Source organism: Paenibacillus sp. GM2FR, assembly GCF_002803325.1.
Taxonomy (GTDB): Bacteria; Bacillota; Bacilli; order Paenibacillales; family Paenibacillaceae; genus Paenibacillus_AQ; species Paenibacillus_AQ lautus.
Window position 1 is genome coordinate 2338678 of the sequence record NZ_MKZM01000008.1, and the last position, 26462, is coordinate 2365139.

A 26462-nucleotide genomic window follows, 5' to 3' on the forward strand; every position below is an offset into this window, starting at 1 on the left:
TTTAGGGAAGATAACTTAAGAAAAAAGTATGGAAAATATTAAAAATATCTAAAGTAGTGAACGCAATCATAAGAATAGGGAACGTAGCGGAAGCGCCCCTACTTCTTGGGTTCAGAAAAAACTCGCACGTTCTCGTTCTCAACGGTTGCAAGCATTACATCGTGGATATTCGTATTAGCGGGTGCTATTTTTGAATGAAGCCAAGCCAAATCCTTACCCATTTCCTGAAGAAGCGACATATCGACTTTTCCATCTATGATGATCGGCCTTGAGATCGTAAACGGCCCCGTCTCTAATCTCATATCTGCCGGAGTAACCGGTTGGTATGGGGTGTCCATAAAAACCGATATGGTTCCACCCGGTTCCCATACGGCAAGGGCTACCTTTTGTATATCCTCTACTTTTTCCTTTCTTAGCTCAGAAAATAAAAAATCAATAGAGATTCTGGCTTTAGATAAGTTATGAAACTGGATGAGTCCATTTTTAACGAGTGTGATGGGCGATGGATCTAGATAGTGTTTGAAGAACGGCCACTTCAGGCTCAACCACGTCGCTATAATGTATAAAACGACGAGAACGATCGTCGTGATCATAGATCCCTTTAATCCCAATTCTTCATCTGAAAGCGGATGAGCAATAATATTGCCGAGCGTTAAAGCCAAAATGAAATCGAGGAATCTCAATTGAGAAATGGAACGCTGCCCCATTAATTTGGCTGCAAGAAGTAAAAAAACGAAGCTAACAACCCCTCTTAGGATCCATTCCATGGTTGTCAGCGATTCTTGACTTTGGTAAAAATCCAATCCATTCACCCCGCCGATTCACATCAATTATTGTTCAATATATTCATATATTCGCTTGAACGATTTCTTCATTCTGTAGCACGTCCGTTTAGACTCGAAGTACCTTTACGAATAGTCGTTTTACAGCCCCTAAAATCCGAGGTTTCGCCCATGAAGAAGATATGAAAATCGTGTACATCCCCAGACGGTTTCCGCCCCATAAATCTGTAATGATGCCGTTTCCGATAACGGCTGTCTCGTTACTACGGGTTTCAAGCATATTCAATGCGGCTAAAAATGCTTTTTTCTTCGGTTTACCGGCTTCGAACAAAGCTGGAATTTCATGGACCTGTCCGTGGTCACCCATTGGAGGTTTGCTGTTAGAAACGATGATCACCTTAATTCCATATCTCGACTGCATGTTAGTCAGCCAAGATTTCATCGAATCAGTTATGGAGTCAGCTTTCTTGGTCGTTAAAGTATTGGTCCAGTCAAGGATTATCCCTTTAATACCTGCCTGCTGGAGTCTTTCTCCGTTAATCTCATAAATCGAGCGCGCAATTTGCGATGGTTTAAAAATAGGCATAGTCTTCCTCCACTACTTTCATATAAGTGAGTCAATCGTGTATAGAATGCCTTCATTTTGTTAAAATCATACTTTTGAACAATCATTTCACCTGGTTGGTCTGTATGTATGGATTCGGCTAAACAAAAAAAGCCGCGATTACCGCGACTTCATAAGATGTTCCAACGGATCGTCCGGTAAGCAAACCTACAAGGCGCGTCGTCGATCGTGCAGAACAAACAGCATGATTATGAACATCATGACGCCAAAGACGACACCGGCCTCCGTCGTTAGCATCCGCAGCAGCTGGTACTCTGGCGAGAACTGCGAATCGGTGCGAATCGCGGAAAAGAGGTTATACGAGAACAGCATGCCCGACGAAATCCATGCCGCTGCCATCGGGTACAGAAATCGCTGCGGCCCGCGGCGGGAAGTTAGCACCAGCAATCCCCACGCCCCCGCGATGGACCACGCTCCGGTACTCAACGTCAGCAGATGCCACCACACATCACGATCGTCCAGTCTGGCCGGGTCAATGCCGAGAGTGCCTCCGGCAGCCCAGAACACCTTAATGATACCTAACAGGACACAGCCGGCTCCAACCAGCCTGGACAATGTATGCTGCAATCTCCAAGTATTGCCCGGTAACCTGCTATAGTCGATCGAATCACCGAACGCCTCCGGCCACCGTGTCCTCGCATACCCTGCGAAGGCGAGAGGTAGACAAATGCCGATGCCGACCAGCGAAATCATGACGAAAAATTGTTCGTACACCCAAACCTCGGCGGCCCCCGCCTCCTGATCCCGAGTCATAGCTGCCGGTCCTAGCACCGGCGCCAAGACCAGCATGGGAACGAGCAGTCCGGTACCAACCCATACGGGAAAGGCAATCAGCCATGCAGGCATACGTTCGCCCCACGGCCTGGTGAACGCCATGGCCAGCAGAATTCCGATAGCCGCTAGCACTGCGGTAGCTGCGTTGATCGCACGCCAGCTAGCGTCGCCCATTTGCTCGGTTGGTATGAAGTAACCGAAAGTCCATGCCATTTTAATCAATAGATACGGCGCCACCGCTATGGCAGCGCCATAACCAGAAATTCTACGTATCTTCATCCATTGCGGTGACTGCAGATCAGCTGAAACTTGCTCATGCTCAATCTTCATGTTGGTAAACTTACCTCCTTAAATAACTCTGTCTTCACCTTACACCTCATTCTAACCCCCTTATCGAAAGGCAAAGTGACCTCAAGTTTAAGTTTGGGTTAAATTCCTTTACGAGAGAGCAGTACGGCTCTCTTTCCGATATAGGTACGTTCACATTCAAAAAAGAAGCTGCGTATAAGTCATTCTGAGCGACTTGTACGCAGCTTCTTCCCTGGTCTTTTAATGTCAAACGTATATTATATTTTCAATAACATGAGCTCTTCCAAATATAAAATGCACTTCCATTTTCATCGGATTTCACTTCCCATTGCATATCCATCTCCCTGGCCATCATCGATACAATGGACAAACCGATTCCTGCACCTTTTTCAGGTGACTCGTTGCCGAAGCCAGGACCCTTATCATGGATGACGAGCATCAATTGCTTCTGACGATCTATCATTTGAATGCCGATGTACCGACCCGCTCCCGCATGGCGTACCACGTTCTGAAACACATTGTCCAGGATACGGTTAAACCACAATGGATCCGCATCCCAAAGTAACGTCTGATCAGGAAGCTCGACAAGGACTTCAAATTCCTTCGCCTCGAATACTGGATACCACTGAGCCACTCGATTCCGGACTTCTTCTACGATATCAATCGGCTGTTTATGCATCGGATATTTCCCCGCCGATAACAGCGTGTATGACAGAAGGTTATCCATCAGATTACTGATGTCATCCAGCTTATGCTCGATGACAGAAAGTGAAAACTGCCCCTGGGAGGAAGCAGGGTTTTTGCGAACGGTATGGACATGCTGCCGGATGACAGTCAACGGAGTTCGGAGATCGTGGGAAATCGTTGAAATCAATTGCTTACGCAGTTCCTCCTCCTCCCGCTCCCGTTTTTGACTTTCTTTGAGCTCCTTCACCATCCGATTAAACGAGCCTTCGAGTTCTCCGATCTCGTCTTCCTTGATAATCGGGACTTCATTCGGAATTTCTTTCAATCCGTTTACGGTCATTGCCGATTGAAGCCTGACCAGTCTTTTGCGAAGCTTAATGAAGAACAGCCATGACAGCATAAAGAAGCTTCCACAGATCATCAAAAACAGAAAGATTAGTGGCAAGTTTCCCGAGAGCGACATTTCTGCGTCAAGGATATGGGATTCCGGGAGCCGCATCACCATGAAACCTTGCTTCGGATCGTTTCCGATGAGGGAAGTTAAGACCAGCGTTTCTTGATTATGGTCTTGCGCTCGAATAGAGAGTATATCCAGATAAGTCCACTGCTTAGGTATATCTCCCGAGAGGTCACTGTCTGCATTCGTTCTCCCTGACGGGTCCACCCAGAATATCTCCGCACTCGGATAGTCCTCATTCAACTCCCGCAATCTAGTATCAATCCTATCCTTACCTGCACCGTCCAGGTTGACTGCCTCCTGCTGCCACATGCGGGTTATCTCTTCAGGACGATACATGGGATGATCGCTAAACATATAGCCAGGTAAATAAAACATGGCTGGAATGATCGGCCATAGCAGCAAGGCGGTCAAAATAAGAACCAGATATTTGCTCATTAACGAGCCGCGGATCTTCATGAACGCACCCGGTATCCTACCCCACGGATGGTCTCGATAATTTGGGGGGAGCCTGAATCCCGCTCAATCTTCTCGCGCAGATGCCGGATATGCACGGTCAGCGTTTTATCTCCGTTCAGATGCGGTTCGCCCCAAACGGCTTCATAAATCTGCTTCTGGGTCAGTATGTGGTTCAGGTGGTCCAGGAAAAACATGAATATATGGAACTGCTTGCCTGTAAGCACAATCTCTTCCCCAGTTTCAGAATTCCATATACGACTTCCTTTTCGGTCGATGATTAAATGCCGGATCAGGAGCTGTTCCGGTTCCGCAGTGACAGAACGCCTGAGAAGGACTTGAATCCGGGCAGCCAATTCATCCGGATGAAACGGCTTTGTCATATAATCATCGGCAAAAGACAAGCCCGTAAGCTTATCCTCGATAGCGGTTCTGGCCGTAAGCATCAGGATGGGTACAGCGGGATTGATTCGTTTTAGCCGCTGACCGACCGTGAATCCGTCCAGACCCGGAAGCATAATGTCCAAAATGACAAGATCGCAACGTTCCATTGCTGCTTCCGCATCGTGGCCTGAACTCTTCCATATCACTTCATAGCCTTGACCGATTAAAAAATCCTTGGACCAGGAACCGATTTCCTGATCGTCTTCAATGTACAAGATGGTAAATGTCTTCATCGTATGATGGACTCCTAAAAGTAATATATAGGTAGTCTAGCATATTATGGCTGTCGGGAGACCGGAAAATCCATCGAAAAAATTTCACGCAAATCACAAAGTCTCGTCATAAGTTCACAACATCGATTTGTTAATGTTAACAGCAGCCGGGGAAGTTGAAGCACGGGCTGCACGGGCATCGGCATGATTCTTACTTGTTGGGGGATGAATCGGCAGTGGCTTATCGACTTCATCAGGCCGTAGATCATCCACAACTTCGGAAAGGAACTGATTGGATATGAAAACAACCGATATCGTGAAAGAAAACCTGCTTTTGATTCTCGGTCTGGGTGCTTTAGCGCTTATCAGACCCATCATGAAGATGACCGGGATCATGGATCTGATCGGCCAAGCATTCGGCAGCATTCTGATGACGGTCCTTATCTCCTTGGCCTGGCTCATGATCGTTCTTGTCAAGAGAGCTGCTTTTCCCGTTGTCATTCTTGTTTTTTCGGGATTGAGTTATGCCTTATTTGCAATCATCCTAAGCGGTATTGCCTCCCCCCTTCTCGATGGAAAATTGCAAGGGCCTTTAACGAATCCACTGGCAATGGTAAGTGTCTTTGCAGTAAATGCGATTTGGGGCTTAATCGTGGGCGTAATTGCCAATGCACTGCGTCGTAAAGGCTAAGCAAACCGCTTTGTAAAATGGATCTTGTGAGGGAGGAAATGACGCATTTATCATCGTCTCCGGGAATGGACTCAGAAATGAGAAACTACTCTCAAATCAAGTCATTCGATATTTGAAAATAATTAAAGAAAAGGCGGCACAGGAGCCCTCCCTGTACCGCCTTTTCTTTATTCGCAGCATCTATTTGACCCAAGTTTGCGCGCTCTCATGCAGGCTTACCACAACTAGGAACACCCTTAACACCTTCAATATAGCTCAAGCCATGTCAAAACGTAATCTATACCGCTGCCTTTTGGGCGTTATGAAATTCCTCCAGCGCCTGACGAACGGCTTGGGGCGTATCGAGGCGAAGAACGCGCTTCGCCAGCTCACGGCATTCCTGACGATCCAGGTTAGCGAGCCTTTCCTTCATTCGGCTGAGACCGCTAGCCTCCATGCTCCATTCGTCGAGCCCTAAGCCGAGTAAGAGCGGTGCCGCCAGCGGATCTCCCGCCATACTGCCGCACATGCCGGTCCATTTACCGGCCTTGTGGGAAGCCTCAATAACCGTGCGGATTAACTGTAGCACGGCTGGATGGAAATAATCGTACAGGTGCGCAACGTGTTCATTCATGCGGTCCGCTGCGACCGTGTACTGCACGAGGTCGTTCGTACCGATGCTGAAGAAATCGACTTCGCTCGCGAATCGTTCCGCCAACACGGCCGTTGAGGGAATCTCAACCATGATGCCAGCTTCCATCTTCTCGTCGAACCGGATGCCATCCTGCCTCAATTCTCCCTGTACTTCTGTGAGGATGGCTCTCGCCTGCCTCCATTCCTGCAGGCCGGAGATCATCGGGAACATCACCTTTACCGTACCAAAGGCGCTGGCCCGCAGCACCGCTCGCAGCTGCGTACGAAGCAGCTCCTGGCGGACGAGCCCTACCCGTATCGCACGGTAACCCAGGAACGGGTTCGCTTCCTTTGGCAGCTGCAGATACGGCAGCTCCTTATCTCCGCCGATATCCATCGTGCGGATGATCACGGGGCGGCCCTCCATCATCCGGGCCGCTTCCTGATAGGCACGGAACTGCTCCTCCTCGCCCGGCATGGCCGGGGCGTTCATGAACAGGAACTCCGTGCGGAACAGCCCTACGCCGTCCGCGCCCTGCCGGACGGCGGTCTCGGCTTCCGCGGCGCTGCCGATGTTCGCCGCGAGCTCCACGCGCGTGCCGTCGGCGGTCACTGCCGGACGCGCCGCGTACTCCTCGAGCGACTGCCTGCGCTCGAGGTCCTGCTGCATGCGGAGCCGATACTGCTCGGCCTCCGTCTCTTCCGGCCGAGCGATGCATAGCCCGGCTGTTCCGTCAAGGACGAGCGTGTCGCCGTCCTCAATGCCATCGACGCCGGCACCTGCGCCGACGATGGCGGCAATTCCGAGCGACCGTGCGAGAATAGCGGTATGCGAGGTCGCTCCTCCCGTCCGGGTGATAAAGCCGATCACCAAGGCAGGGTCCAGCTGCACCGTATCCGACGGCGCCAAATCGTCAGCGACCAGAATGACTTGTTCGGTGATTCCCGTAAAACCGTGCGTTTCTCCGGGCGACAGACAGGCGAGAAGGCGGCTGCCGATATCGCGGATGTCCGCCGCGCGCTCCTTCATATAATCGTTGTTCATGCTTTCCAGCATGGCAGCGACCTGGCTCACCATTTCGGCAACGGCCCTTGGCGCTGGTTCCAGCTTCTCTCGGACCCGGGCCTCCATCTTCGGATAGAAGGCAGGATCGTCCAGAAGCTTCCGCTGTCCTGCTAGAATGCCGGCTTGTTCTTCACCCACGGCTTTCTTCGCTTTCTCCGTCAGCGCCTCCAATTGTTCCGCGCAGCTGGCTTTGGCTTCACGGAGCTTGTTAAGCTCGGCATCGATAGCGGCCGGGGTATTCGGAATAAACTTTTCATCAGGGCTGCTGTCGCTACTGGCCCCCTGTGAAGACTTATAGAGGTATGCCTTTGCGATCCGGATTCCCTCCGATACGCCGATTCCTTGAATATGCAGCCTCTCCATCAGGCTTCACCAAACTTGCTTTCGACTAGCTGTCTCAGAGCTTCGACTACCTCTTGTTCTCCATCTCCGTCAGCTTCGATGGTCACGACTGCTCCTTGTTCGACCCCGAGCGTCATTAGCTCCAGCATGCTTTTGCAATCCGCGGAGCGTCCTTCGCTAGTCTTTAGATGGACCTCTGCTCCAAACTGTCCTGCTTTTTCCGAGAAAAGCTGAGCCGGACGGACATGAAAGCCCTGCTCATTTTGTATGGTTACGGTTTGTGCGAACATGTCTTTCCTCCTCATCCTGTAACCGCCTGCCGAGGCAATTCAATTGCAGAAATCGTAAGTTACGGCTGCTCTCTTCCGTATCCTGCCGTTCATCTGCCCTATCCTTGCCAGGCGGCATGTTTTATTTGTTGTTCAAGATCCAGCTCTTCTATGGCAAACCTCGTATATTTTCTTTACTCGCACTCTACACCTCATCATGCCAGTAAAGCGATCCGTCCTTTATAAGCCTCAACCAACGCTTTGTTGTGTTCATCCGAACCATCGATATTTCCGCTGAGAAATACAGGAGGGTTGAAGCCTTTTTCAATCATAATCTCAATAGATTCGGCGAACAGGGAGTTCAAAATGAGGGCCCCAACGACCGTCGAGCTCGGCGTGAAAGGCACCTGGAGCCCCGGATGGCTCAATACGGCATCTCCCTTGACCGAGAAGTTGTCGATCACAAGATCAACGGCATCCGCCAGGTGCTTGCCGCTGCTGTGCCGGGACTTCATGCTTTTGGAATATTCCAGAGAGGTAATACCAACAGTAAAGGCACCCTTCTCCTTGGCCATCAAAGCGACATCTACGGGAACGGGATTTCGGCCGGAAGTGGACAGTACAAATACAATCTCGCCTTCGCGAATATCCTGCTCCTTCATAAAATCGACCGCTAGGTCGTTTTGTCTTTCCAGCTCGGACGAACGGACCGCGCCTTCGTGAAGCATCAGCTTCTCTACAAGGATCGGACGAATCGGGACGAGCCCGCCAGCTCGGTAAAAAACTTCTTCGGTCAATATATGCGAATGTCCGCAGCCAAACAAGTGAATAATCCCACCCTGCTGAATACAGGACGCCACCTTCTCCGCCGCTTCACGGATCGACTTGGCCTGCTCGGTTCGGACTTTGTTCAACAACCCGCCAATCACATCAAAATAGGTGTTCATCATCGCAGCTTTCACCTCGTTGTTCCTGTATTTATAATGCTATCTGCTCTCTTCCGGTTGATCATCGGTTGACAATGCTCTTTTAGCCCGGAGAACCATATCGGCCATCACTTCCAAGCTGCGCTCGATAATCTTCTCCCCCTTCTCCCTCGTTGCCAGCGTTGCATCCCCAAGTACGGCAGAGGAAGTCATTTCCTCCCACGGTGTTGGCGTGCAATCCGCTTCGAGCGGGATATGCGGGGCACCGTCGATCGCCTTGCTCATATCCACATATTCGCCCGCGAGATAGAGCATATAGGATGTCTCGATCTCATCGGCATGCATATAGCTCCCGTGTGCAGCCGAAGCTTCCCGTACCAGAGCCGTTACTTCCTTCGTGCCGGGATAAAAGAAATAGAATACCTTCAGTTCGGGAACCCGTTCGTATAACACTCTCGCAGCTTCCTTCAACGCAATCGCATTGCCGAGATGGCCATTGACCATGACGAAAATGCGAAATCCCTGCTGGTACAAGCTTTCGCCGATATCGGCAAGCAGCCGGATGAGCGCTTCGTTTGAGACGTTGATGCTCCCCGGGAAATTGCGCAGGCTCCACACTTGGCCATAGGGCAGGGTCGGCAGAACAAAGCTTTCCGTCCGCTCGGCCAATTTGTCCGCGAGTCTGGTCGCAAGCAGGTTATCCGTGCCCAGCGGCAGATGCGGCCCATGCGCTTCAACGGCACCAATAGGAAGTATGGCAGCGCGGAGTTGGCGAATTTTACCCTTCACCTCAACCGAATTTTCGAGTTCGAATTTCATAGCGAGCGCACCCCTTACTTTTTAAATGAAAAGCAGTTGGCCGGATTGCTTACGAAAAATTTCTCCACCAGTTTTCGTCCGTCAAAGCCGCTTCGGTTCGCCTCATCCACAAAGCGCGGTACCCATTTGGCAATAATGTACTCCAGACCGAGACCCTGGTCGTAATGCTTGTAGTAGGTTTTCCGGGCGGTATCTCCGCTGATGAGAATTTGATCTTCGAAGCCTTTGCGGACAAGCTCCAGAATTAGCGAGATGCGGGTGCTTTCCGGTGCGTACTTGATTTTGCCGATCCCGTCAAAGCTCATGTAAGCTCCCGTTTTGGCAATCTGCTCATGGTAGTACGGATCGGGATTGCGGTCCATATGTCCCAGGCTCAAAAAAGACAAATCCACGCCTTCGCTCTTGAGGAGCTCAATTTGCTCCAGCGCCATGGTGCCAACTTCGGTATGGGAATGAATGGGGGCTTTTGTCTCATGATGGGCACGCGCTACAGCGCGCAGCGTCTTCTCCTCCAGATGCGTGATGCGGTTATAGCCTGTCCCGAATTTAACCTGGCCCGCTTTGAAAGAAGAGCCTTCCAGCCCTTCTTCCACCTCCCGGATGACGAAATCCGCCAGCTCGTTAATGCTTTTCGCTTCAATCCACTGTGCGTAGGTTTCATAATGGCCTGTCAGCGGTTTAAGCTCCTCTTTGATTTTGGCGTCCCACAGAAAGCTCTTATTGAAGCCCGCCGTTCCTACGATGTGAATGCCGGTTTCAAGTGCAATTTCCTGTACCGCCTGAACATCACGTCCATAATCGATGGCTGTAGCGTCCACGATCGAGCGTCCGCCGTGTTGTTTAAAATCAAGAACGTCCCGTTTGGACTTCTCTTTATCGTCCAGGAGCAAATCGTCCTCTCCCCGCTCCTGCCAGTAAGCCGGACGGCATACGATATGTTCGTGGGAATACGTAAAGCCCAGCTCCTCTTTGCTGATATCTCCATGTAAAGTACGAATAAAGCCCATATCGTTTCTCCTCCACTCTCTGTAAAATATGAACCTGCCGGATTTCTAAAAAGGCGTGTTCAAAAAGTGCGTGTTCAAAATTCAAAAATCCCTGCTAAAAGAACAGCTTGGCCAGGAAGTGCAGAATCGGTCCAATGATGAACATATCGGAATCAGCTGCCCACATGGCCGTATCCGGCACCGTCGAGGCGATGAAGAAGCGAACCATCAGAAACTGTCCCCAGGCTACAACGGTTGAAGTGATGAAGCCGCCGATAACGGCCCCGCGGACACCGCCTGTCGAGTTCCCGAACACCCCGGCCGTAGCACCGTGGAAAAATAAGACGATCATCGTTGGCACGAAAATGTAAGCAACGGTGTTGCCAAGTACAAGCAGCCAGATAATCGCTCCCGCGAAAGCTCCCAGGAAGCCAAGAACCACCGCATTCGGCGCGTAAGGGTACACAACTGGCGCATCGAGTGCCGGTTTGGCGCCTGGCACGAGTTTGGTAGCGATCCCGTTAAAGGCCGGAACCAGCTCGCCGACGAACATCCGGACGCCCATCAGAACGATGGCGATTCCGCCTGCAAATGTGAACGATTGGATAATGGAGTAGATAATAAAGTTCTGGTCACCCGATTGTTTCATCAGTTCCGCAGCCGCCGGCGTGCCCTTCGTTGATAGAATTATGGCCCCGATCAGGAACAAAACCCCCATGCTGAGCGCCGTGATGACGTTGGAATCGCGGAGGAACTCAAAGCCCTTTGGTACTTTGATTTTCTCGGAATCGTTGTTTTTGTTGCCGAACAATTTACCGAACAAGGCAGCAAGCAAAGCAACCGAGGCCGAGGTGTGACCAAGCGCAATGTTATCGTTACCTGTAATTTTACGCAGGAACGGCTGAACCAGCGCCGGCTGGAATGTCCAGTACACACCAAGGACGACAGCGATCATCAGAACCAGCTTCCAGATCGAGATGCCGCTGGCCGCATGAACGATAACGCCTGCAAATACGGTTGATGTCCAGAACATCATGTGCCCGGTCAGATAAATAAATTTAAACCGGGTAAATCGGGCCAGCAGAACGTTGATCAGAAAGCCGATAAGCATGGCGAGCGTAACAGCGCTCCCGAATTTCGAATTGAATGCCTCCTGCCCCATGAAGGTACCGAGGGATCCGCTCTCCAATCCGAAAACTTCTTTCCACATCGGCTCGAATACATTCAAGGCTTTTACGATGACATCAGAGCCTGCACCGATGATGAGGAAGCCGATGATCGCTTTAAAGGTGCCGCTTACAAGCTGACTTGTTGATTTCTTCTGAAGCAGAAGGCCGACCAGAACGATAAATCCGAGCAGAATGGCGGGCGTTCCAAAAATGTTGGTGGCAATCCAAAAAAGTACGTCCATATGCCCTCTCCCTTTCTAATGGTTTACAGCACTTCTTCCAGCTTCTGTTTGATTTCGTTATTGTCAAAATAGTTGTTGACGATAACGATTTGGGCCGCATGTCCTTGAAGGCTTTGGGCCAGTTCGTTGCTTGTAATGATATACTCGGCTGCGGTTCCGGATGCCGTTGAAACGTCGGTATGCTCCACGTCGGCATTTATTCCCATTCCGCTAAGCACATTCTCCACATTCATTCTCAAAATCAGACTCGTTCCTTGTCCAAGACCGCATACGCATAAAATTTTCATTGTTCGTTCCCCCTAATCAGTTGTTGGATTGTCTCCACATCAGTTGCCTGCATGAATTGTTCAATGCTCCCCGGGCTGCTCAGCAAGGTGGTCAGCTTGCGCAGCATGGCGATATGCTCCGAACTAGAGGAGCCGCCGAGCGCAAACACAAGCTGTACCGGGTCGTTAGCCGCATGGCCGAAAACGACCGGTTTCTTCAATTTAATCAGCGAGACGGACGCTTCCTTCACCCCATCCTCCGCACGGGCATGCGGAAGTGCGATATGAGGTGCAAGAACAAAGTACGGGCCTCTGTCACGGTAAGATTTGACCATGGCATCGGCATAACGTTCTTCCGCCGCCCCCGCTTTCGCTAGCAGTTCTCCTGCTAAGCGGATGGCTTCTTCGGCCGTCTCGGCCTCCACATCCAAGGCTATTAGTGACGGTTCCAAAAATTTCATTCTCATCTCTCCCAAGTCCGGTATTCTAATCGATGCTAAAGACCGGTGTGTAATTGCTGCAGGATCTGTTCTTTTGTCTTGGCCTCTTTCAGACGGATCAGGTTCTCCTTCTCCCTGAGCAGGATGGTCAGCTCCGACAGCGCTTTGAGGTGGGATTCGCCGTCAATCGCCGCCAGTACCAGAATGATCTGAACTTGATGCCTTGCTTCTTCTGAGAAGGCGACGGGTTGCTCCAGTCGCAGCAGACTGATTCCCAGTCGCCGGACTCCATCCTGCGGCTTGCCATGCGCAATCGCGATGCCCGGGGCAACGACGATGTAAGGGCCGAGCGCCTCCACTTTGGAGATCATCGCATCGATATAGGCTTCATCGATGCGCCCATCCTTCAGCAGGGGCTTGGAGGCATCGCGAATGGCGCTCCGCCAGTCGGCCGCTTCTCTTTTCATTTGGATCATCTGCCCAGTGAGCAGATCCGATAGTGATGGCTTGCGTGCTTCACTCAGCCATGTTTTCCCAACGGACAAGTAGTGGTTAAGCTCCTCCGTAAGTCCTGCTTCATCCCTAACCGCGGCGTATTTATGGACAATGTCCAGCAGCGCTTGAACCGAGTACGCCGGGGTCTTTGATTTACGGCCGGCAACCATGTTGACCTGGTTCAGCAGGTGCTCCTTATCCTTATCGCTGAGAATCGGATTCACTAAGAGAACGGGCACTTTGCTATCCGGCAGTGGTACCGTTGAGAAAATAAAATCAACATTTTCTTCATCAAACGACTCGTAATTCCGCAGTGAGAGTATCGCTGTAATATCCACTGCCGAGAAGAGGTTCTCCAGCTGCGATTTCAACATCCGCGAAGCGGAAATGCCGTTGACGCAGACGATGGCGGCCTGTCTCCGTACGGCCGGCTTCGTGTTCTCTCTGCGCAGCCAGCCGCCGAAATGCATGGCGAGATATCCGATTTCGTTATCATCAAGTTGACGTCCAACCAGTTGTTCGAACGCTGCCGCGGAACGGCGGGTCAGCTCGAATACTTCCCTGTACTTGGAAAGGATATTTTCGAGCAGCGGATTTTCAAGGCCGAGTCCGTATATGATCCGGTAATAAGCCGGCTTCAAATGGACAAGCAGATTCTCCTCCATCGCTTCCCGGTTCGGCAGGAATACACAGGCGTAACGCTGAAAATCATCTGTCATCTGTCTGGTCACTTGCCGAAGCTGCTTCAGCACTTCTTCGGATCCGGTCATCTGTTCCATCCGATTGACCCTCGCTCCCAGCAGATGCATCGTCAAGTAGCAGACTTCTTCATCCGGGATCGAGACGCCGAACATTTGGCCAAGACCTTCAGCAACCTCTGAGGCGACTTCAAACTCTGGCATCCTCCGCAGCACGCTTCGTTCATCTTCGTCTATCGAGATAAACTGTTCGGCCTGAATCCGTCGTACATACATTAAGAAGCGTGCCGTCAAATGAAATAGCATCTCGTCCGTCAAATCTACGCCCAGCGTTATTTCGCTATCCGAGATCAGTCGATAAACCCGCTTCAGATGTTCCGACTTCATAGGGGGAAATAAAGATTGGGCGAGATCCGGTCTTTCCGATTCCGGGTTCCGGTTAAATACCTGCTCCCAGTCTGCATCGCCGAAAAGCTGCCCGAAATAATAGCTCAGGGCCTTCCGCTTGTCACGTTCCTCCCCATGTACGCCATAGCCCCGCTTGCGGTCGTAGGTTACATTGAGATTCGAGGCTTTCATGTCCGACCGGACCGTATTCAAATCCTTGAGCACGGTCCCACGGCTCACCTGCAAAAGATCCGTCAGATGATGAACAAAGAGCGGAGCCTCCACCGATAACAGATAGAGCGACATCCAGGCCATTCTTTCTCGTGGGGACAAATAGTACTGCTGTGCATGAGGCTTCCCGGTTGACTGCGGAAGACTGGCCCGGCTTTCATCAGGCAAATAATAGCCGACTGTCCTGACATATTTGACCGGCGGAAGATGAACCGCTTTCAAGTAGTCGTTTATTTTTTCCATATCATAATAAACGGTTCGTCTGGAGATACCGACCTTCTGCATTAGTTCTTCCAGCGACACATAATCGGCTGCCTCATGAAGCAGCGTCAAAATCCGTGTACTTCTTTCGTCCAGAATACGGCATCAACTCCTTTGCCGTTTAGTGTGGTACCTTTTGCAATTCGATTATACCCACAGGCAATTCATGAAAGACAGTTCATTTCATGGAGTCCCTTTTGTGCAAAAATGAACTCAAGTGTTCAAAGTCAATCCCTCCCATAGCAATCTAAAACAAAAAAAGCCGCATACCATGCGGCTTTCAAAGTTTTTTTATAACTTGTGTCGTAGACCAGCAGAAACTCTTTTCATTAAATAACTCGGCATAATAATAACCGCTATCCCCATCTCACTCATTGAAGAAGAAGTGTTGAGCTCATTTTCTAAAGTTGCTTTTTCAATACGCGTAACAAGAAATCCACATTAGGCATTCCATGTTCTTCCTGTCCAACTAAATCAATGCCTGTGCATGCTGTAGTAAGTAGCGTGCGGCATCGCTATGAACATGTTTGCCGCTCTGTGCTTGAATTTCATGGATGAAACTGTTCAGTTCACCCTTGTCGAGCTTTTGTCTCAAGCTGTTTGCGATACCGTTGTTGTCAATCCAGCCATCCTTTTCAAATCTTGCGACCAGCGCTTGGAGCGATTCGCTAGTCGCAGTTGTTTGAAAGTCCACACTGGCCCTCCCTATATTTCCTGCTGAATCGTAACCTGTAATTTCTAATGAATGACTCCCCAGTGAAAGTGTATAAAGCGGAATCGTTGCGCCATGTTCCAAAGGCTGTCCGTCAAGCAACAACGTTGTCTTCGACTGATCGACGCCGGACAGATCATCGTTCACAACAAATTGCGGCAACAAGTCTTGATCCATACTGTAGCTTTCTGCTGCCGGATCGCCAACAATGATAAATGGAGCCCCTGTATCCAGACTAAATGTAATCGTCTTTTTAGGCTCTGTGTTACCCGCATCATCCCTTGATTGATAGCTTATCGTATACTTACCGTCTTGACTGAATGTAACGGGTCCATTGTATGTCTGCCATGAGCTCCCTCCGTCCAGGCTGTAAACCGATTCGGTTACCCCCGATAATTGATCCTTAGAGGCCAATGATAACGTTACAGGATGGACATACCAACCGTTGTGGCCGTCCGGCTGCTCCGGGGATAACGAGGCTATCGTGTCGGGCGGAACCATATCCTGTCGTTCGAACAGAAGCACAGGCCGGTAAGCTGCATCCGTATGTTCCTTAGAGCCGTAAATAATCCAGCCGTTCGAGCCGTAATTGGTCGTTTGAGCGAGTTGAACGGCGATCATCCGTTCACCAACCAAGGCTGCATTCACTTGTGCGGTTACATCAATGGTTACGGGTGTTCCGGCTGCTGGGACGGTCCAGTTTCCGATCAGGCTGCCGGCAGCAGGCTTATTGTTCCAAGTCATGCCGTTTTCTGTCCATGTATGATTGCTTACTTCATAAGCAACGCCTTTTGTGTTGGCGAGTCCGGCACTTGTCGGAACCAGACGAATCTGCGCGCTTTTAACTTGTTCCGGCAGCTGCGATAAATCAAATTTCAAATAAGAGTATCGGTGGTAGCCGGAGTTGGGATCGTTTTTTACGACCAATTGATCGGAAGAACCAAAGTTGCTGTTTGCATAAGACCCGCTGCGAACGTAGGCATCATCGGAAGGTGAGATTGCATAACCAAGCGTTACGGATAATTCATTGGATGCGGCGCTTTCCATACCCGTGCTGTTAAGGGCTTTTATCGCAAAATAATACGTTGTCCCGCTGGAAAGGTCCGTGACCGTATACTGGTTGTTGCCGCTGACTGCCGATATATCCACGGTTTTCGTATAACTGCCGGGCGCTGTCCCGTAATAAATGCGGTATCCGGTAGCTCCGGTGCTGGCGTTCCATTTCAGTGCAGCTGAACCGGGTCCTGGCAAGGCTTCGATCAATTGAGGCGCCGCTGGCGGCGTCGTTGACCCTGTACTCAGCTTAGCCAGGAACGTTTTTCCAATCGCTCCTGCCATATTCACTTCCAATATCGTAGTCGGTGAAAACTGTTTCACTGTAACGCCTGGATCAAGCAGCAGCGCGCCGGTTGTTGCACGGTGAAGTTCGACTTCAATGGTGCCACCGTTTGCTTTGGTCGGGTCTGAAACCCCGATTTGCAGCTCATTTCCGTTCTCGGCAATGGTGACGGATGCTTTCTTATTACTTGTCAAGTAATCTGCTCCGTTCACTTGGACGGTTTCAACCGAATCCGTCCAAAAGTTTGCTCCGACCGCCATTTGATCCGTGGTATCCATGACCGCCTGTACGTTTCCTGTGTTTTTCAATACGGTGAAGCTAGGGTCTGCCGCATAGTCTGCTGCCTCAGTCGTCGACGCTCCCGGATAAACGGCATATGCATAGGAGGCTTGCACCGGATCGACGCCGTGATTCAGCGCGAGGCTTGCGTATTGTGCGGATACCATCTTATCGCTTCCATCGGTGTTTATATCCTTCCAGGATCCGGAACGCGTTTCACGTAGACCACGAACTGTCGCTCCTCCAGGGAATACGTACGCGATATCCGATCCCGGTACGCTGCCAGACAGATGCGCCCACTGTACGCCTGTCATCGCTTCCGTCCACCCGGTCGTTGAAGGCTTAGCCGTTCCATCCACCGTCAACGTATTTGACCCGCTCTCATTCAGCTTCCGATTTTCAACGATCGTCTCTACAGCGCGACCTCCAGTACTCGAAATGTCGGATCCGAGTGCTATATATTTATCGCCGAATAGAAACCATGACGTTTTGCCTGATAACGGAGTACCCGTATTTTTCGACATCGAAAATTCCATACCGACCGTTCCGTAAGGGCCATCAATCGATGAGCCTCCTACCCAATTCGACGTATTGAATTTAAAGCTGAAAGAGCCCACGCTGCCCGTAGAGCCGTCCGTTGTCGTTCCCGGCAATCTCACCGGATTGATCGTTGGCCAATAGGCTCCTGAAAACTGCGTCTGATCCGTGTTGTACAAATATGCGGCACCTGCGCCTTGCCACCATGGCTTGGTATTTTCGCCGTTACCATATTCAAAAGCAGAAATGCGCGTTGAGAACAAACCAAGCGCCAGTCCGAATTCAGGCCTTAAGTGTACGGCGCGATCCATACCAGCGAATACATGGGTATCGATCATATCGCCAGCGGGTTCAACGGATGGATCGTCCAATAATGCTTTTATTTTGCCGATACTTAAGATGGACAGCCCTTCCGTATAACTCGGGAACGTTGTATCCGACATCATTTGGCCTTTAGCAATTTGGCGTACTGTCGCAGCATCCCGAGCGTTCAGGCCGTCGGCCAGCATGACGAGTGAAGCCAAGATTTTCCGTCCCGCCTGATGATCCTGTGATGCTTCGCGCGATATCGCACGTCCTCGTACCGTATCCATCATGGCGCCTTTATACAGAAAAGGACGGTACGCCTCTGTTACCCAACGAATGACATTAGCGATATTTGGGTCCGTAACGTCCCAGCTCGAACCGCCAAGGAGGTACAGCAGCTTCGCCATGTCTTCGAGGAGAACGGCACCGTAGCTTCCTGTATACGCGACATAGTCATGTTGGATAAACGAGCCATCCTCGTAAAACCCGTCCCTGCTCTGCACATACAACAACACCTGGCTGATCGCATCGCGGCCTTGAGCCATCTTGGCATCCGTCTTATTCAGCACGCCGCGCAGAGAGACTATCAGCGCTTTATCAAGCCGATTCGCACCCGTTTCTTGGAGTGAAGGGGAATTTGTACGATAGGTTGGATCCGGAACGAATTTGTCCAATGCCTTCGTATAGTTTGTTTTTTGCGTTGCGGACATTTGATCATAAATTAAAATCATCGCATCCGTCAGGTTCATCGGCACGCCGATCTCCCAATCCCACCAATTGCCCGTTTCACCCTTCGTTTCGTTATATTTGTTAGCATACATCCAGTCCAGTCCACTCAGAATGTCAGCAGCTAGCTGCTCATTTCCTTTCAGGGATGACCCTGTTGTAGCATAGGCCAGTGCCATTTCCTTCAGCCTTACATAGTTGGATGAAATCGTACTGGAAACGCTCCAGTTCGCCAAATCACTCCATAAATAAGTTCGCCCGGCGCTTTTGTTCATCGCGGCCCAGTACTTGTTCGCGTTTGTTTCGATTAGACTGATTTTCGCTGCAATTTCCGGGTCGGACGTATCAATTGCCGTCCCCCCGGTCAAATATACATGCCACCTCTCCCTTAGCAAATCGTACTCGTCTGCAGCGGTTGATGCTTGTACTGGTCCGGCAAACAACAAAATGGGATACAGCACTAAACTGGTAAGAAGAGAAACCACAGTGAATTTCCGCCAACGCAAGCTCATCACAATATCTCCTTCCAACTCTCGATTTAAACTACTAATTGATAACACCAGCATCCTTTGGCATAAATTCCGTCTGTTGCATCACCCCCTTTCATGCGGCCCTCCGCTAAGAATGAGCAAAAAGCCACGTTCAATCCCTCAGATAGCATGGTGGCGTCAAGACAACATTCTAAAAGAAAGAGGCAGATTGAATATGGCTCAGTATGATAAGGAAGAACATTCACAGCTTATTGTTAACTCTCTAGGAACTCTATTTTCAGGATGAAGAACCCTATTGATATACTATCGATGAAGCTGAGCGACCGGCTTATGTATCGGTAATTCCGCGATAAGTCCGTCCCTCTGGCGGATCCATGTCTCGAACTGTCGTTCGCCCGCTTTTAATCGAATGACTCTTCCTCCTGTCGGAAACTTATCTTTACGTATACCGTCTACATAACTAACGTAACGAGTAGACCTCCCGTAGCATAGACGTATGCCGTGGAGTGTCCCGCAATAATCGTTCGAGTGGTCATGGCCGACGAACGTCCCCATAACATCGCCCATCTCTACCATGGCGGTGAACAAGCCTGAATTTACCTTCGGCGAGCTGATCCATTCGCTGCAATGGCCCTCGCATACGCTCGTCTTCCATACCTCATCGTATTCCGGCAGCGGAATATGAAAAAAAGCCAGTGCAGGCAAAGGCGCCCCGCCATTCTGCTCGGCCAATTGCCGAGATTCGGATACATACCATTCGATTTGATCACGGCGTATCCAGTCGTATCCGCCCACCGCATCAATCGGTGAGTAATCGCCGCTGTCGAGAAAAAACAACGAGGCCGCTGGCTTCCCTGCCCGATCGTCAATCGTCAGCGCATAGTTTCCCGCTCCGCTCACTCCCGGAGGATCCGGTTGGGCAACGCAATATTTATGCAGAAGCTGCTCCTCATGCATTCTCTTTCGAGGCAAGCTCCCTTCCGAGTCATGATTGCCAAACACAGCCGCCCATGCCACGCGGTTTTCTTCAGCGACAGCGACCGCGCTTCGGAACGATTGAAGCGGATCTTTGCTTCTAGCGCTTGCCGTCAAGTCGCCTGCAAACACAACAAGATCCGGCTGCTCCATCGCAATGACTCTCTCCATCGTCGCCTTCGTCATCGAGTCGAGAAGCGGCGTCTCGGGATCGCGGTCCTCAGCGTCAATAAACTCTACATCAGAAAATTGTACAATGACAAACGTTCCATCCTCACGAAACTTCAGCTTTTTCTCCAAGATATACCCGCCCCTTTGTCACATATTCCTTCCAATACCATAACCCGATCAAAATGAATACAGCAGCACACGCCAAATACATCGATGTCACGCCATACTGCAAACCGACCACCCAATAAATCAACGTCGGGCCGATCGCCGCTCCTAAATCGGTAGATACGGAATAAGCGGTCATGACTGTAATAACGGAAGTGCTCTTCGCTGCGTCAGAAGCCATAGCGTCCATGATCGTACCAAGCGCGGTGCTTGTTATCATGACGAAAATAACAATAACAATCCAAATACCAATCGGCAGCTGCCACGGAAGTAATGCGTAACCAGCCGCCGCACCCGCCAACGATAGCATAAATAAAGGCAGCCTTCCTCTCGGCCCATCCGTACGCTGTCCGAACCATCGGGCCAAGAACGGCTCCCAAGCACAGCGCAGCGCTGTCAATACGCCGCCTAACGCCGTACTGCCAATGATCAATCCGAACCACGGGATCCCCGTTGGATAACTCGTATCGATAAGATACGTAAGTGTCGCGCCGAACACGGCGTGCAGTAATGATATAATTAATCCGCTTATCACGATTTTCTTCACCTGAAGCGACCACACCTTACTTCTGTTACCGCGAGGTAATTCCATTTGGTGTGATCCGGATGCTTTCCCCTGACTTATGGATGCCGCGATCAACGGAAGTCCGACCAATGCCATCATGCCAAACCATATCGAGACGGACCGTAAACCGAAGAAGGGCACAAGCCATCCTCCGAACAGCACGCCTACCAAGCTGCCAAGGCGCCACAACCCGTTATACGTTCCCATTAAGCGCCCTCGATTCGTATCGTCGGAGTAGCGAATGACGGTCAAATACCCGCCCATTCGCATCAAGGACCATGCAATCCCCCACACCGCTCGCAAAGCTATCCAAAGAACGAAGCCTTTGAACAAGCCGTATCCTACTGTGGTTAGAGCCGCGAGCAATACGGAGATGAACAGACCGGTTCGAAGCGACATGCGGTGATACAACCAGCCAATAACAGGATTAAGGGGCAGCCTTACTAGTCGGTTTATGGACAGCAGTACGCCTACCTGCCAAAGCGCGTCCAGTCCCGCTTCCTTCCAATACACAGGGAGGACAATGTACAACATCGAATCGCCAAAGAGGGTTAGGGCGGTTACGATGCCGACAATCCGAATCTGTCGCTGTTCTATTGCGTTGCTGCTGTCACTCGTCATAGGTCGACGATGAGGCCATCGTACGCCACCTTAATACCAGCCGGTTCGAAAGCACGCTCAAAGTCATCATGCAGAAATCCGGAGTTATGTGTAAAATGAGTCACATATACAAGGCCATTACTTCCAAGCGTACCTTCTTCCCGCCACACGCGCTGAACCTCCCGCACGGTTTCAATCCCCATATGGTTTGGATTTCGATCATTGTTCGTAAAGCTGTGCGTGCAATCGATTATCGCCATATCGATCACTTTGCCTTGAAGCCATTTCCAAGTATCGTCATGCAGCCATCCGGTGTCATTGCCGTAAAATAGCGTTTTGCCCCCTTTTTCTATGTAAAACAGCAAACAAGTTTCCATTTGGTCATGATTCGCGAGCAAAGGGGTGACTTGTGCGTCGCCGAGTGAAATCGTCTCGAACGGGCGCAATAAGTGGAACGCGAACCTGTTTCCAATGGCCGGGCCGAGTGCAGTTATACTCTGGTTAATCGCCAAATCGTTGCCGTAAATATGTAAGGGGTGATCGATACCGTGCGCAAATCCTTCGATTCGGTTGTACAGATCCGATGGTTGAAAATGATCGTAATGCGTATGTGTAAACAATAGATGCTCAACCGCGCCCAAGTCGATCCGATCACGGAGCGCCTGCATATGGGAATCTGCGGAATAGTCAACCTTGATCACGCCATCGATCAATACAGAGCTTCTGGTTCGAATGTTTTTTCCTCCGAGCGATCTCGCGTTGCAGCAGGCGTCACAGCGGCAGAACGGGTTTGGGAATCCTTCCGCTGCAGCTGTTCCAAGAAAGTGGATTTTCATTGGTTTCTCCTCCCTTTGAGAAGCAATCGTTTATTTTCTTGACCCTTGATTAATACAGATAATACCACATATATACAATCAATCACATACAATTATTTATGATTTACAACCTTTTTTCTTGCGAAGTCCGTTGACCGAACATGCCTCGAATAGTTCATGAACTACCTAGTTAATTCAATGGATCGAGTCAAGCTACTATCGGGATTAAGCGTTGATTATGCTGCGACATAAATACACATGAATACAACTCCTTATAACCAAAAACCGCCCATAAATATAAAAAAAAACGATCCCTGGTTCGTGGAAACCAAAAATCGTTCATATGATCCTATTATTTGTATACGATTTCGATGCCGCTTTTGCTAAATGTATCAACGAGATCCCGGTCGATTTTGGAATCCGTCACAAAGCGTTCGACTTCCGTTACTCCGCATACTTTGATAAATGAATTTTGTCCGAACTTGCTGCTGTCTGCAAGGGCGATGCAGCGCTTCGCGTTCGCGTGCATTATTTTTTTCACTTGGACTTCGCCGATGGCGTTATCCGTAATTCCAGCTTCTAACGTAACCCCGCTCATACTCATAAAGAACAAATCCGCATAAAAGCGCGATGTAAACTCTTCTGCCAGATCGCCGATGATGCTTTGCTCTTCGTGACGAATAACGCCCCCGGTCATAATCACCGTATAACCCGGCATCGAAACCAATTCGTTCACGATCGGAAGCGAGTTTGTAATAACGGTTAATCGATCGAACTTGGCCTTCAGCGCTTTAGCAATCTGGGTGTTCGTCGTACTTGGGTCAAGCGCGATGGACATTCCTTCGGTCACATAACGAACCGCAATTTGAGAAAGCTCCGTCTTCTCTTCCATATATATAGATTCGCGGATCGGCAGGGGGATTTCCCGGCTATAGTCGGGCTCATTCAGAATCGCACCGCCGTGCACCCGCCGCAGGTAGCCTTCGCTTTCTAAATATTCGAGGTCTCGTCTGATCGTCTCGAATGAAACCCCGAAATGCTCTATGAGCTCCGACGCTCGGATCGATTTGTCCTGATTCAGTTTCTGAATAATAATTTGATGCCGCTGCTCAGCAAACAACTACTCCACTCCTTACTTGCCTAGACTTCTTAAATAGAAGTTTACCATAAAAGCAATCAATCCTCCTGTTCAACTGAATTGTGCTATTTCGTTTAAGATCCAGCCCGCACTTATTTTACAAATAGCTTCATCAACTGTATGTAAATCGGATTTATCATGTAGCCAGTCGGGTTAACCGAATATCGTGTACCCGTGTCTAGTTCCCGGATTCTGTCCATTTGCTCATCGCTCAGGTCAAAGTCAAAAATTTCGCAGTTTTCCTTTATCCTTTAAAGCAAATGAAGATCCATATTTTCCCTTGTTGATAAAATGACTACTATCGATACATGTTTAAATTATGGCTGCACAAAAATTAATCAAGCCGCGATTTTACGCGGCTATGTCAAATATGGACTCCGATATATTCACGGGCTCAACTAGAGCCAGTTAAAAAATCAATGTCGCATACACGACAGACTCGACACCAGCATTCAACTTATATCGCCGTGTGCTCCCCTTTTTTCCGTGAAAAAGTACAGTAAAGCCAAGAGTGGGAACAGAACGCCAACCCACATCGCCGCTTTCCAGCCTCCCATGGCGTAAGCCCATCCCCCGACTGCGGAGCCTATGGCTCCACCCGCAAAAAAGATCGCCATATACATGCCGTTCAGCCGGCTGCGCACCTCAGCCCCCAAAGCGAAGATCGCTCGCTGTCCTAACACCATATTAGCGGATACGCCCATATCGAGCAGAATAGCGGCAATGACGAGGATAACGATAGAGAATATAGAACCTCCAGGAAACAGAATCGGCAAAAGTCCCGAAACAATCACCAGCGCGATGGATATTCCGGTTGCCGAACGGATCAAGCCTTTATCTGCGAAGCGACCAGCTATAGGCGCTACCGCCGCGCCGGAAACCCCTGCCAAAGCGAACAGCGCTACGCCTGTAGAAGAAAAATGAAACACCGGACTCGTTAAAACGAGCGGAACCGTTGTCCAGAACAGACTAAACATGCCGAACAAAAACGCGTGATAGAGTGCGCGGCGCCGCAGAATCGGCGTCGTCTTGAGCAGCTGCAGCATGGACGAGATGATGACCGGATAATTGTCCGTCGTTTGCGGCCGCCTTGCAGGAAGGACTTTTGCCAAGACAAGAGCCAGTACCAAGAGCATGGCAGAGGAAAGAATAAAGATGGCGTGCCAGCCGAAATATTTATCCACCATACTCGAAACCGGACGGGCCAGCATGATTCCTAATAACAGACCGCTCATTACGTTGCCTACATTACGTCCACGTGTCTCCTCAGGGGAAAGATGCGCTGCATAGGGAACCAGGATCTGGGCCGCGACGGCCCCCACGCCTATAAACAAGGAGGCGGCAAGAAACAGAGCCGCGCTCTGGGCTTCGGCGGCGATGATTAAAACAATGGATGTCAGAATCAGCAGCGTAACCACCAGTTTGCGGTTTTCAAGCAAATCTCCCAAGGGGACGATAAATAACAAGCCGATCCCGTAGCCGATTTGAGTCAGCGTGACGATCAAACCTGCGGCTTCCGAAGATAACCCGATGGCCAAGCTGATCGATTCAATTAAAGGTTGAGTATAATAAAGATTTGCAACGATCAAACCGCAGGCAACAGCAAGAATCAGCGTGATCCATGTAGAAACGGATTTCTCCAATCTTTCCTTTGCGTTTTCATTCATGATAAACACTCCTTTTTTTTATGAACTATTGCATTACAATACAGGAATGATTGTTCCAGTATAAAGATAGTTTGCCCCCTATGCTCGCACTCAAAGGGGGCGATTTTCCGGAACGATCATTCCAGTTTGCTAAAAAAAATAGATTTACAGCATCTCGAAGACCGCGTTCATCATACCCTGGACTTTATGGATATCGCTTTGGATCCTGGCCATTACGTTAATGCTATGGTTAAGATTCAGCAGCAGGTACGATAACATTCTAATATCTTTCTCCGGGTCTATTTCTCCCGTTTCTTGCCCTTTCTTTAACGTCTCATAAAACAGCTGCTCTAATTCCGTAAAGCTTTGCCGAATCGTATTCTGCAAGGGCTCATCCACGGCATCCAGACCAACGGAAGCATTCGTGATCAGACATCCATTGGGGAAAGCTTCACCGTGCGTGGCAAAAGCGTTCATGATATGCAGCTCGAAATACTGGCGGATTCCCTCGATCGCAGAAGTTGCATGTATCATCTGATCGCGTTTTTTTTGCGACATTTTTTTATAATATTGGATGGCCTCGTAATATAGCGTCTGTTTATCTTGAAACGTTTCGTACATACTGGATCTGCTCAACTCCATGGATTCCAATAAATCCGGTATGCTTGCAGCTTCATATCCCTTTTCCCAAAAAACGATCATGGCTTTGCGAAGTACTTGCTCCCGGTCAAATTCCTTGGTCCGTCCCATTGATACCCCCTCCTTTTCTACATGAGTATAAACCAACTGGAACGAGTAGTCCAGTATTTATTTCAAACATTAGCGGATGATCAAAATGATATGGACTGAGATGATCTTCAAACGGCCTTGGTTTGCCACAATGAAAAAGAGAAAAGTCATCGTCCCCATGACCTTTCCCCTCATTCGTTTATTTGAATAGATTTTCGATGACCCTGCGATCGAAGTCGTTTACGATTTTATACTCCTTGCGATACCTTTTGTGATTGCTCGAACCGTTGTGGATTCGCACGTGGTCAGGGCTAAAGAAGTATACGGCGAAGGTCGGGCCGTTTCGGCCCTGTAACCAAACTTCATATTCTTCGCTACGGTAATCCACATTGCTGGTTTTACGCAGTTTGACTTCGGAAAAGCTGTTCATAATCCGCTCAATCTCCGCGGGATCTGTAATTTGTATCTCTTGCTCGTTCGGACCGAACCGATTTTTCCTGACACTCATATGGCTGATGATCTTAGGCTCAATCAACTGATCGAGCACCATCTCCTTAAACGATGTTCTGTTTTGAAACGCCGAATATATCATCGCGCTGATTAGCATCAGGACACAAATTGC

The 26462-nt window shown here is 49.8% G+C and carries 23 protein-coding genes; 1 reads left to right on the top strand and 22 read right to left on the bottom strand.

Features of this window, described 5'->3' with window-relative positions:
• Positions 1-98 precede the first annotated feature (98 nt).
• The 5 genes from PAEVO_RS10560 to PAEVO_RS10580 form a co-directional block, all read right to left on the bottom strand.
• Positions 99-803 carry a DUF421 domain-containing protein gene (locus PAEVO_RS10560; protein ID WP_100537494.1) on the bottom strand — a complete coding sequence of 235 codons (705 nt, stop codon included), beginning with the start codon at positions 801-803 and terminating at the stop codon, positions 99-101.
• Between the two features lie 88 nt (positions 804-891).
• Positions 892-1368: a YqeG family HAD IIIA-type phosphatase gene (locus PAEVO_RS10565; RefSeq protein WP_100537495.1), complete on the bottom strand. Its 477-nt coding sequence runs from the start codon at positions 1366-1368 to the stop codon at positions 892-894.
• A gap of 186 nt (positions 1369-1554) precedes the next feature.
• Complete coding sequence (locus PAEVO_RS10570) at positions 1555-2511, bottom strand: hypothetical protein (RefSeq protein ID WP_100537496.1); 957 nt, start codon at positions 2509-2511, stop codon at positions 1555-1557.
• A gap of 244 nt (positions 2512-2755) precedes the next feature.
• Positions 2756-4072 (bottom strand): HAMP domain-containing sensor histidine kinase, encoded by a 1317-nt coding sequence (locus tag PAEVO_RS10575; RefSeq protein WP_100539413.1) that lies wholly within the window; start codon positions 4070-4072, stop codon positions 2756-2758.
• 17 nt (positions 4073-4089) lie between these two features.
• Complete coding sequence (locus PAEVO_RS10580) at positions 4090-4767, bottom strand: response regulator transcription factor (RefSeq protein ID WP_100537497.1); 678 nt, start codon at positions 4765-4767, stop codon at positions 4090-4092.
• 277 nt (positions 4768-5044) lie between these two features.
• Here PAEVO_RS10580 and PAEVO_RS10585 point away from each other — a divergent pair, with 277 nt between their 5' ends.
• Entirely contained in the window at positions 5045-5437 is a 393-nt protein-coding gene (locus PAEVO_RS10585) for a hypothetical protein (protein WP_100537498.1), read from the top strand.
• 277 nt (positions 5438-5714) lie between these two features.
• On the opposite strand, the gene ptsP is transcribed toward PAEVO_RS10585, so the two are convergent.
• The 17 genes from ptsP to PAEVO_RS10670 all read right to left on the bottom strand — a co-directional run bounded on the left by ptsP (position 5715) and on the right by PAEVO_RS10670 (position 26432).
• Positions 5715-7478 (bottom strand): phosphoenolpyruvate--protein phosphotransferase, encoded by a 1764-nt coding sequence (ptsP, locus tag PAEVO_RS10590; protein ID WP_100537499.1) that lies wholly within the window; start codon positions 7476-7478, stop codon positions 5715-5717.
• Complete coding sequence (locus PAEVO_RS10595; RefSeq protein WP_100537500.1) at positions 7478-7747, bottom strand: HPr family phosphocarrier protein; 270 nt, start codon at positions 7745-7747, stop codon at positions 7478-7480. Before PAEVO_RS10595 ends, ptsP begins: the two co-directional genes overlap by 1 nt.
• 194 nt (positions 7748-7941) lie before the next feature.
• Complete coding sequence (locus PAEVO_RS10600; RefSeq protein ID WP_100537501.1) at positions 7942-8676, bottom strand: SIS domain-containing protein; 735 nt, start codon at positions 8674-8676, stop codon at positions 7942-7944.
• A 36-nt stretch (positions 8677-8712) separates the two neighbouring features.
• Entirely contained in the window at positions 8713-9471 is a 759-nt protein-coding gene (locus PAEVO_RS10605; RefSeq protein ID WP_100537502.1) for a creatininase family protein, read from the bottom strand.
• Positions 9472-9485: 14 nt separating this feature from the next.
• Positions 9486-10478, bottom strand: coding sequence for a phosphotriesterase family protein (locus PAEVO_RS10610; RefSeq protein ID WP_100537503.1), 993 nt, complete (start codon positions 10476-10478; stop codon positions 9486-9488).
• A 94-nt stretch (positions 10479-10572) separates the two neighbouring features.
• Positions 10573-11868, bottom strand: a complete 1296-nt coding sequence (locus PAEVO_RS10615; RefSeq protein WP_100537504.1) for a PTS ascorbate transporter subunit IIC — start codon at positions 11866-11868, stop codon at positions 10573-10575.
• 23 nt (positions 11869-11891) lie between these two features.
• Positions 11892-12155 (bottom strand): PTS sugar transporter subunit IIB, encoded by a 264-nt coding sequence (locus PAEVO_RS10620; RefSeq protein WP_100537505.1) that lies wholly within the window; start codon positions 12153-12155, stop codon positions 11892-11894.
• A complete protein-coding gene (locus PAEVO_RS10625; protein ID WP_100537506.1) occupies positions 12152-12595 on the bottom strand; it encodes a PTS sugar transporter subunit IIA in 444 nt (147 codons plus the stop codon). The genes PAEVO_RS10620 and PAEVO_RS10625 overlap by 4 nt, the downstream gene beginning before the upstream one ends.
• Positions 12596-12630: 35 nt before the next feature.
• Positions 12631-14745, bottom strand: a complete 2115-nt coding sequence (locus PAEVO_RS10630) for a BglG family transcription antiterminator (protein ID WP_347708130.1) — start codon at positions 14743-14745, stop codon at positions 12631-12633.
• Positions 14746-15115: 370 nt separating this feature from the next.
• A complete protein-coding gene (locus PAEVO_RS10635) occupies positions 15116-19057 on the bottom strand; it encodes a polysaccharide lyase family 8 super-sandwich domain-containing protein (protein ID WP_165789651.1) in 3942 nt (1313 codons plus the stop codon).
• Positions 19058-19339: 282 nt separating this feature from the next.
• Complete coding sequence (locus PAEVO_RS10640) at positions 19340-20311, bottom strand: metallophosphoesterase family protein (protein ID WP_100537509.1); 972 nt, start codon at positions 20309-20311, stop codon at positions 19340-19342.
• Positions 20286-21533 carry an MFS transporter gene (locus PAEVO_RS10645; RefSeq protein WP_100537510.1) on the bottom strand — a complete coding sequence of 416 codons (1248 nt, stop codon included), beginning with the start codon at positions 21531-21533 and terminating at the stop codon, positions 20286-20288. The genes PAEVO_RS10640 and PAEVO_RS10645 overlap by 26 nt, the downstream gene beginning before the upstream one ends.
• Entirely contained in the window at positions 21530-22348 is an 819-nt protein-coding gene (locus tag PAEVO_RS10650; protein ID WP_100537511.1) for an MBL fold metallo-hydrolase, read from the bottom strand. Before PAEVO_RS10650 ends, PAEVO_RS10645 begins: the two co-directional genes overlap by 4 nt.
• A 331-nt stretch (positions 22349-22679) precedes the next feature.
• Complete coding sequence (locus PAEVO_RS10655; protein ID WP_100537512.1) at positions 22680-23447, bottom strand: DeoR/GlpR family DNA-binding transcription regulator; 768 nt, start codon at positions 23445-23447, stop codon at positions 22680-22682.
• 470 nt (positions 23448-23917) lie between these two features.
• Positions 23918-25132, bottom strand: coding sequence for an MFS transporter (locus PAEVO_RS10660; protein ID WP_100537513.1), 1215 nt, complete (start codon positions 25130-25132; stop codon positions 23918-23920).
• A 144-nt stretch (positions 25133-25276) separates the two neighbouring features.
• A complete protein-coding gene (locus PAEVO_RS10665; protein ID WP_100537514.1) occupies positions 25277-25861 on the bottom strand; it encodes a TetR/AcrR family transcriptional regulator in 585 nt (194 codons plus the stop codon).
• 178 nt (positions 25862-26039) lie between these two features.
• Positions 26040-26432: a hypothetical protein gene (locus tag PAEVO_RS10670; protein WP_243390721.1), complete on the bottom strand. Its 393-nt coding sequence runs from the start codon at positions 26430-26432 to the stop codon at positions 26040-26042.
• Positions 26433-26462: the final 30 nt, after the last annotated feature.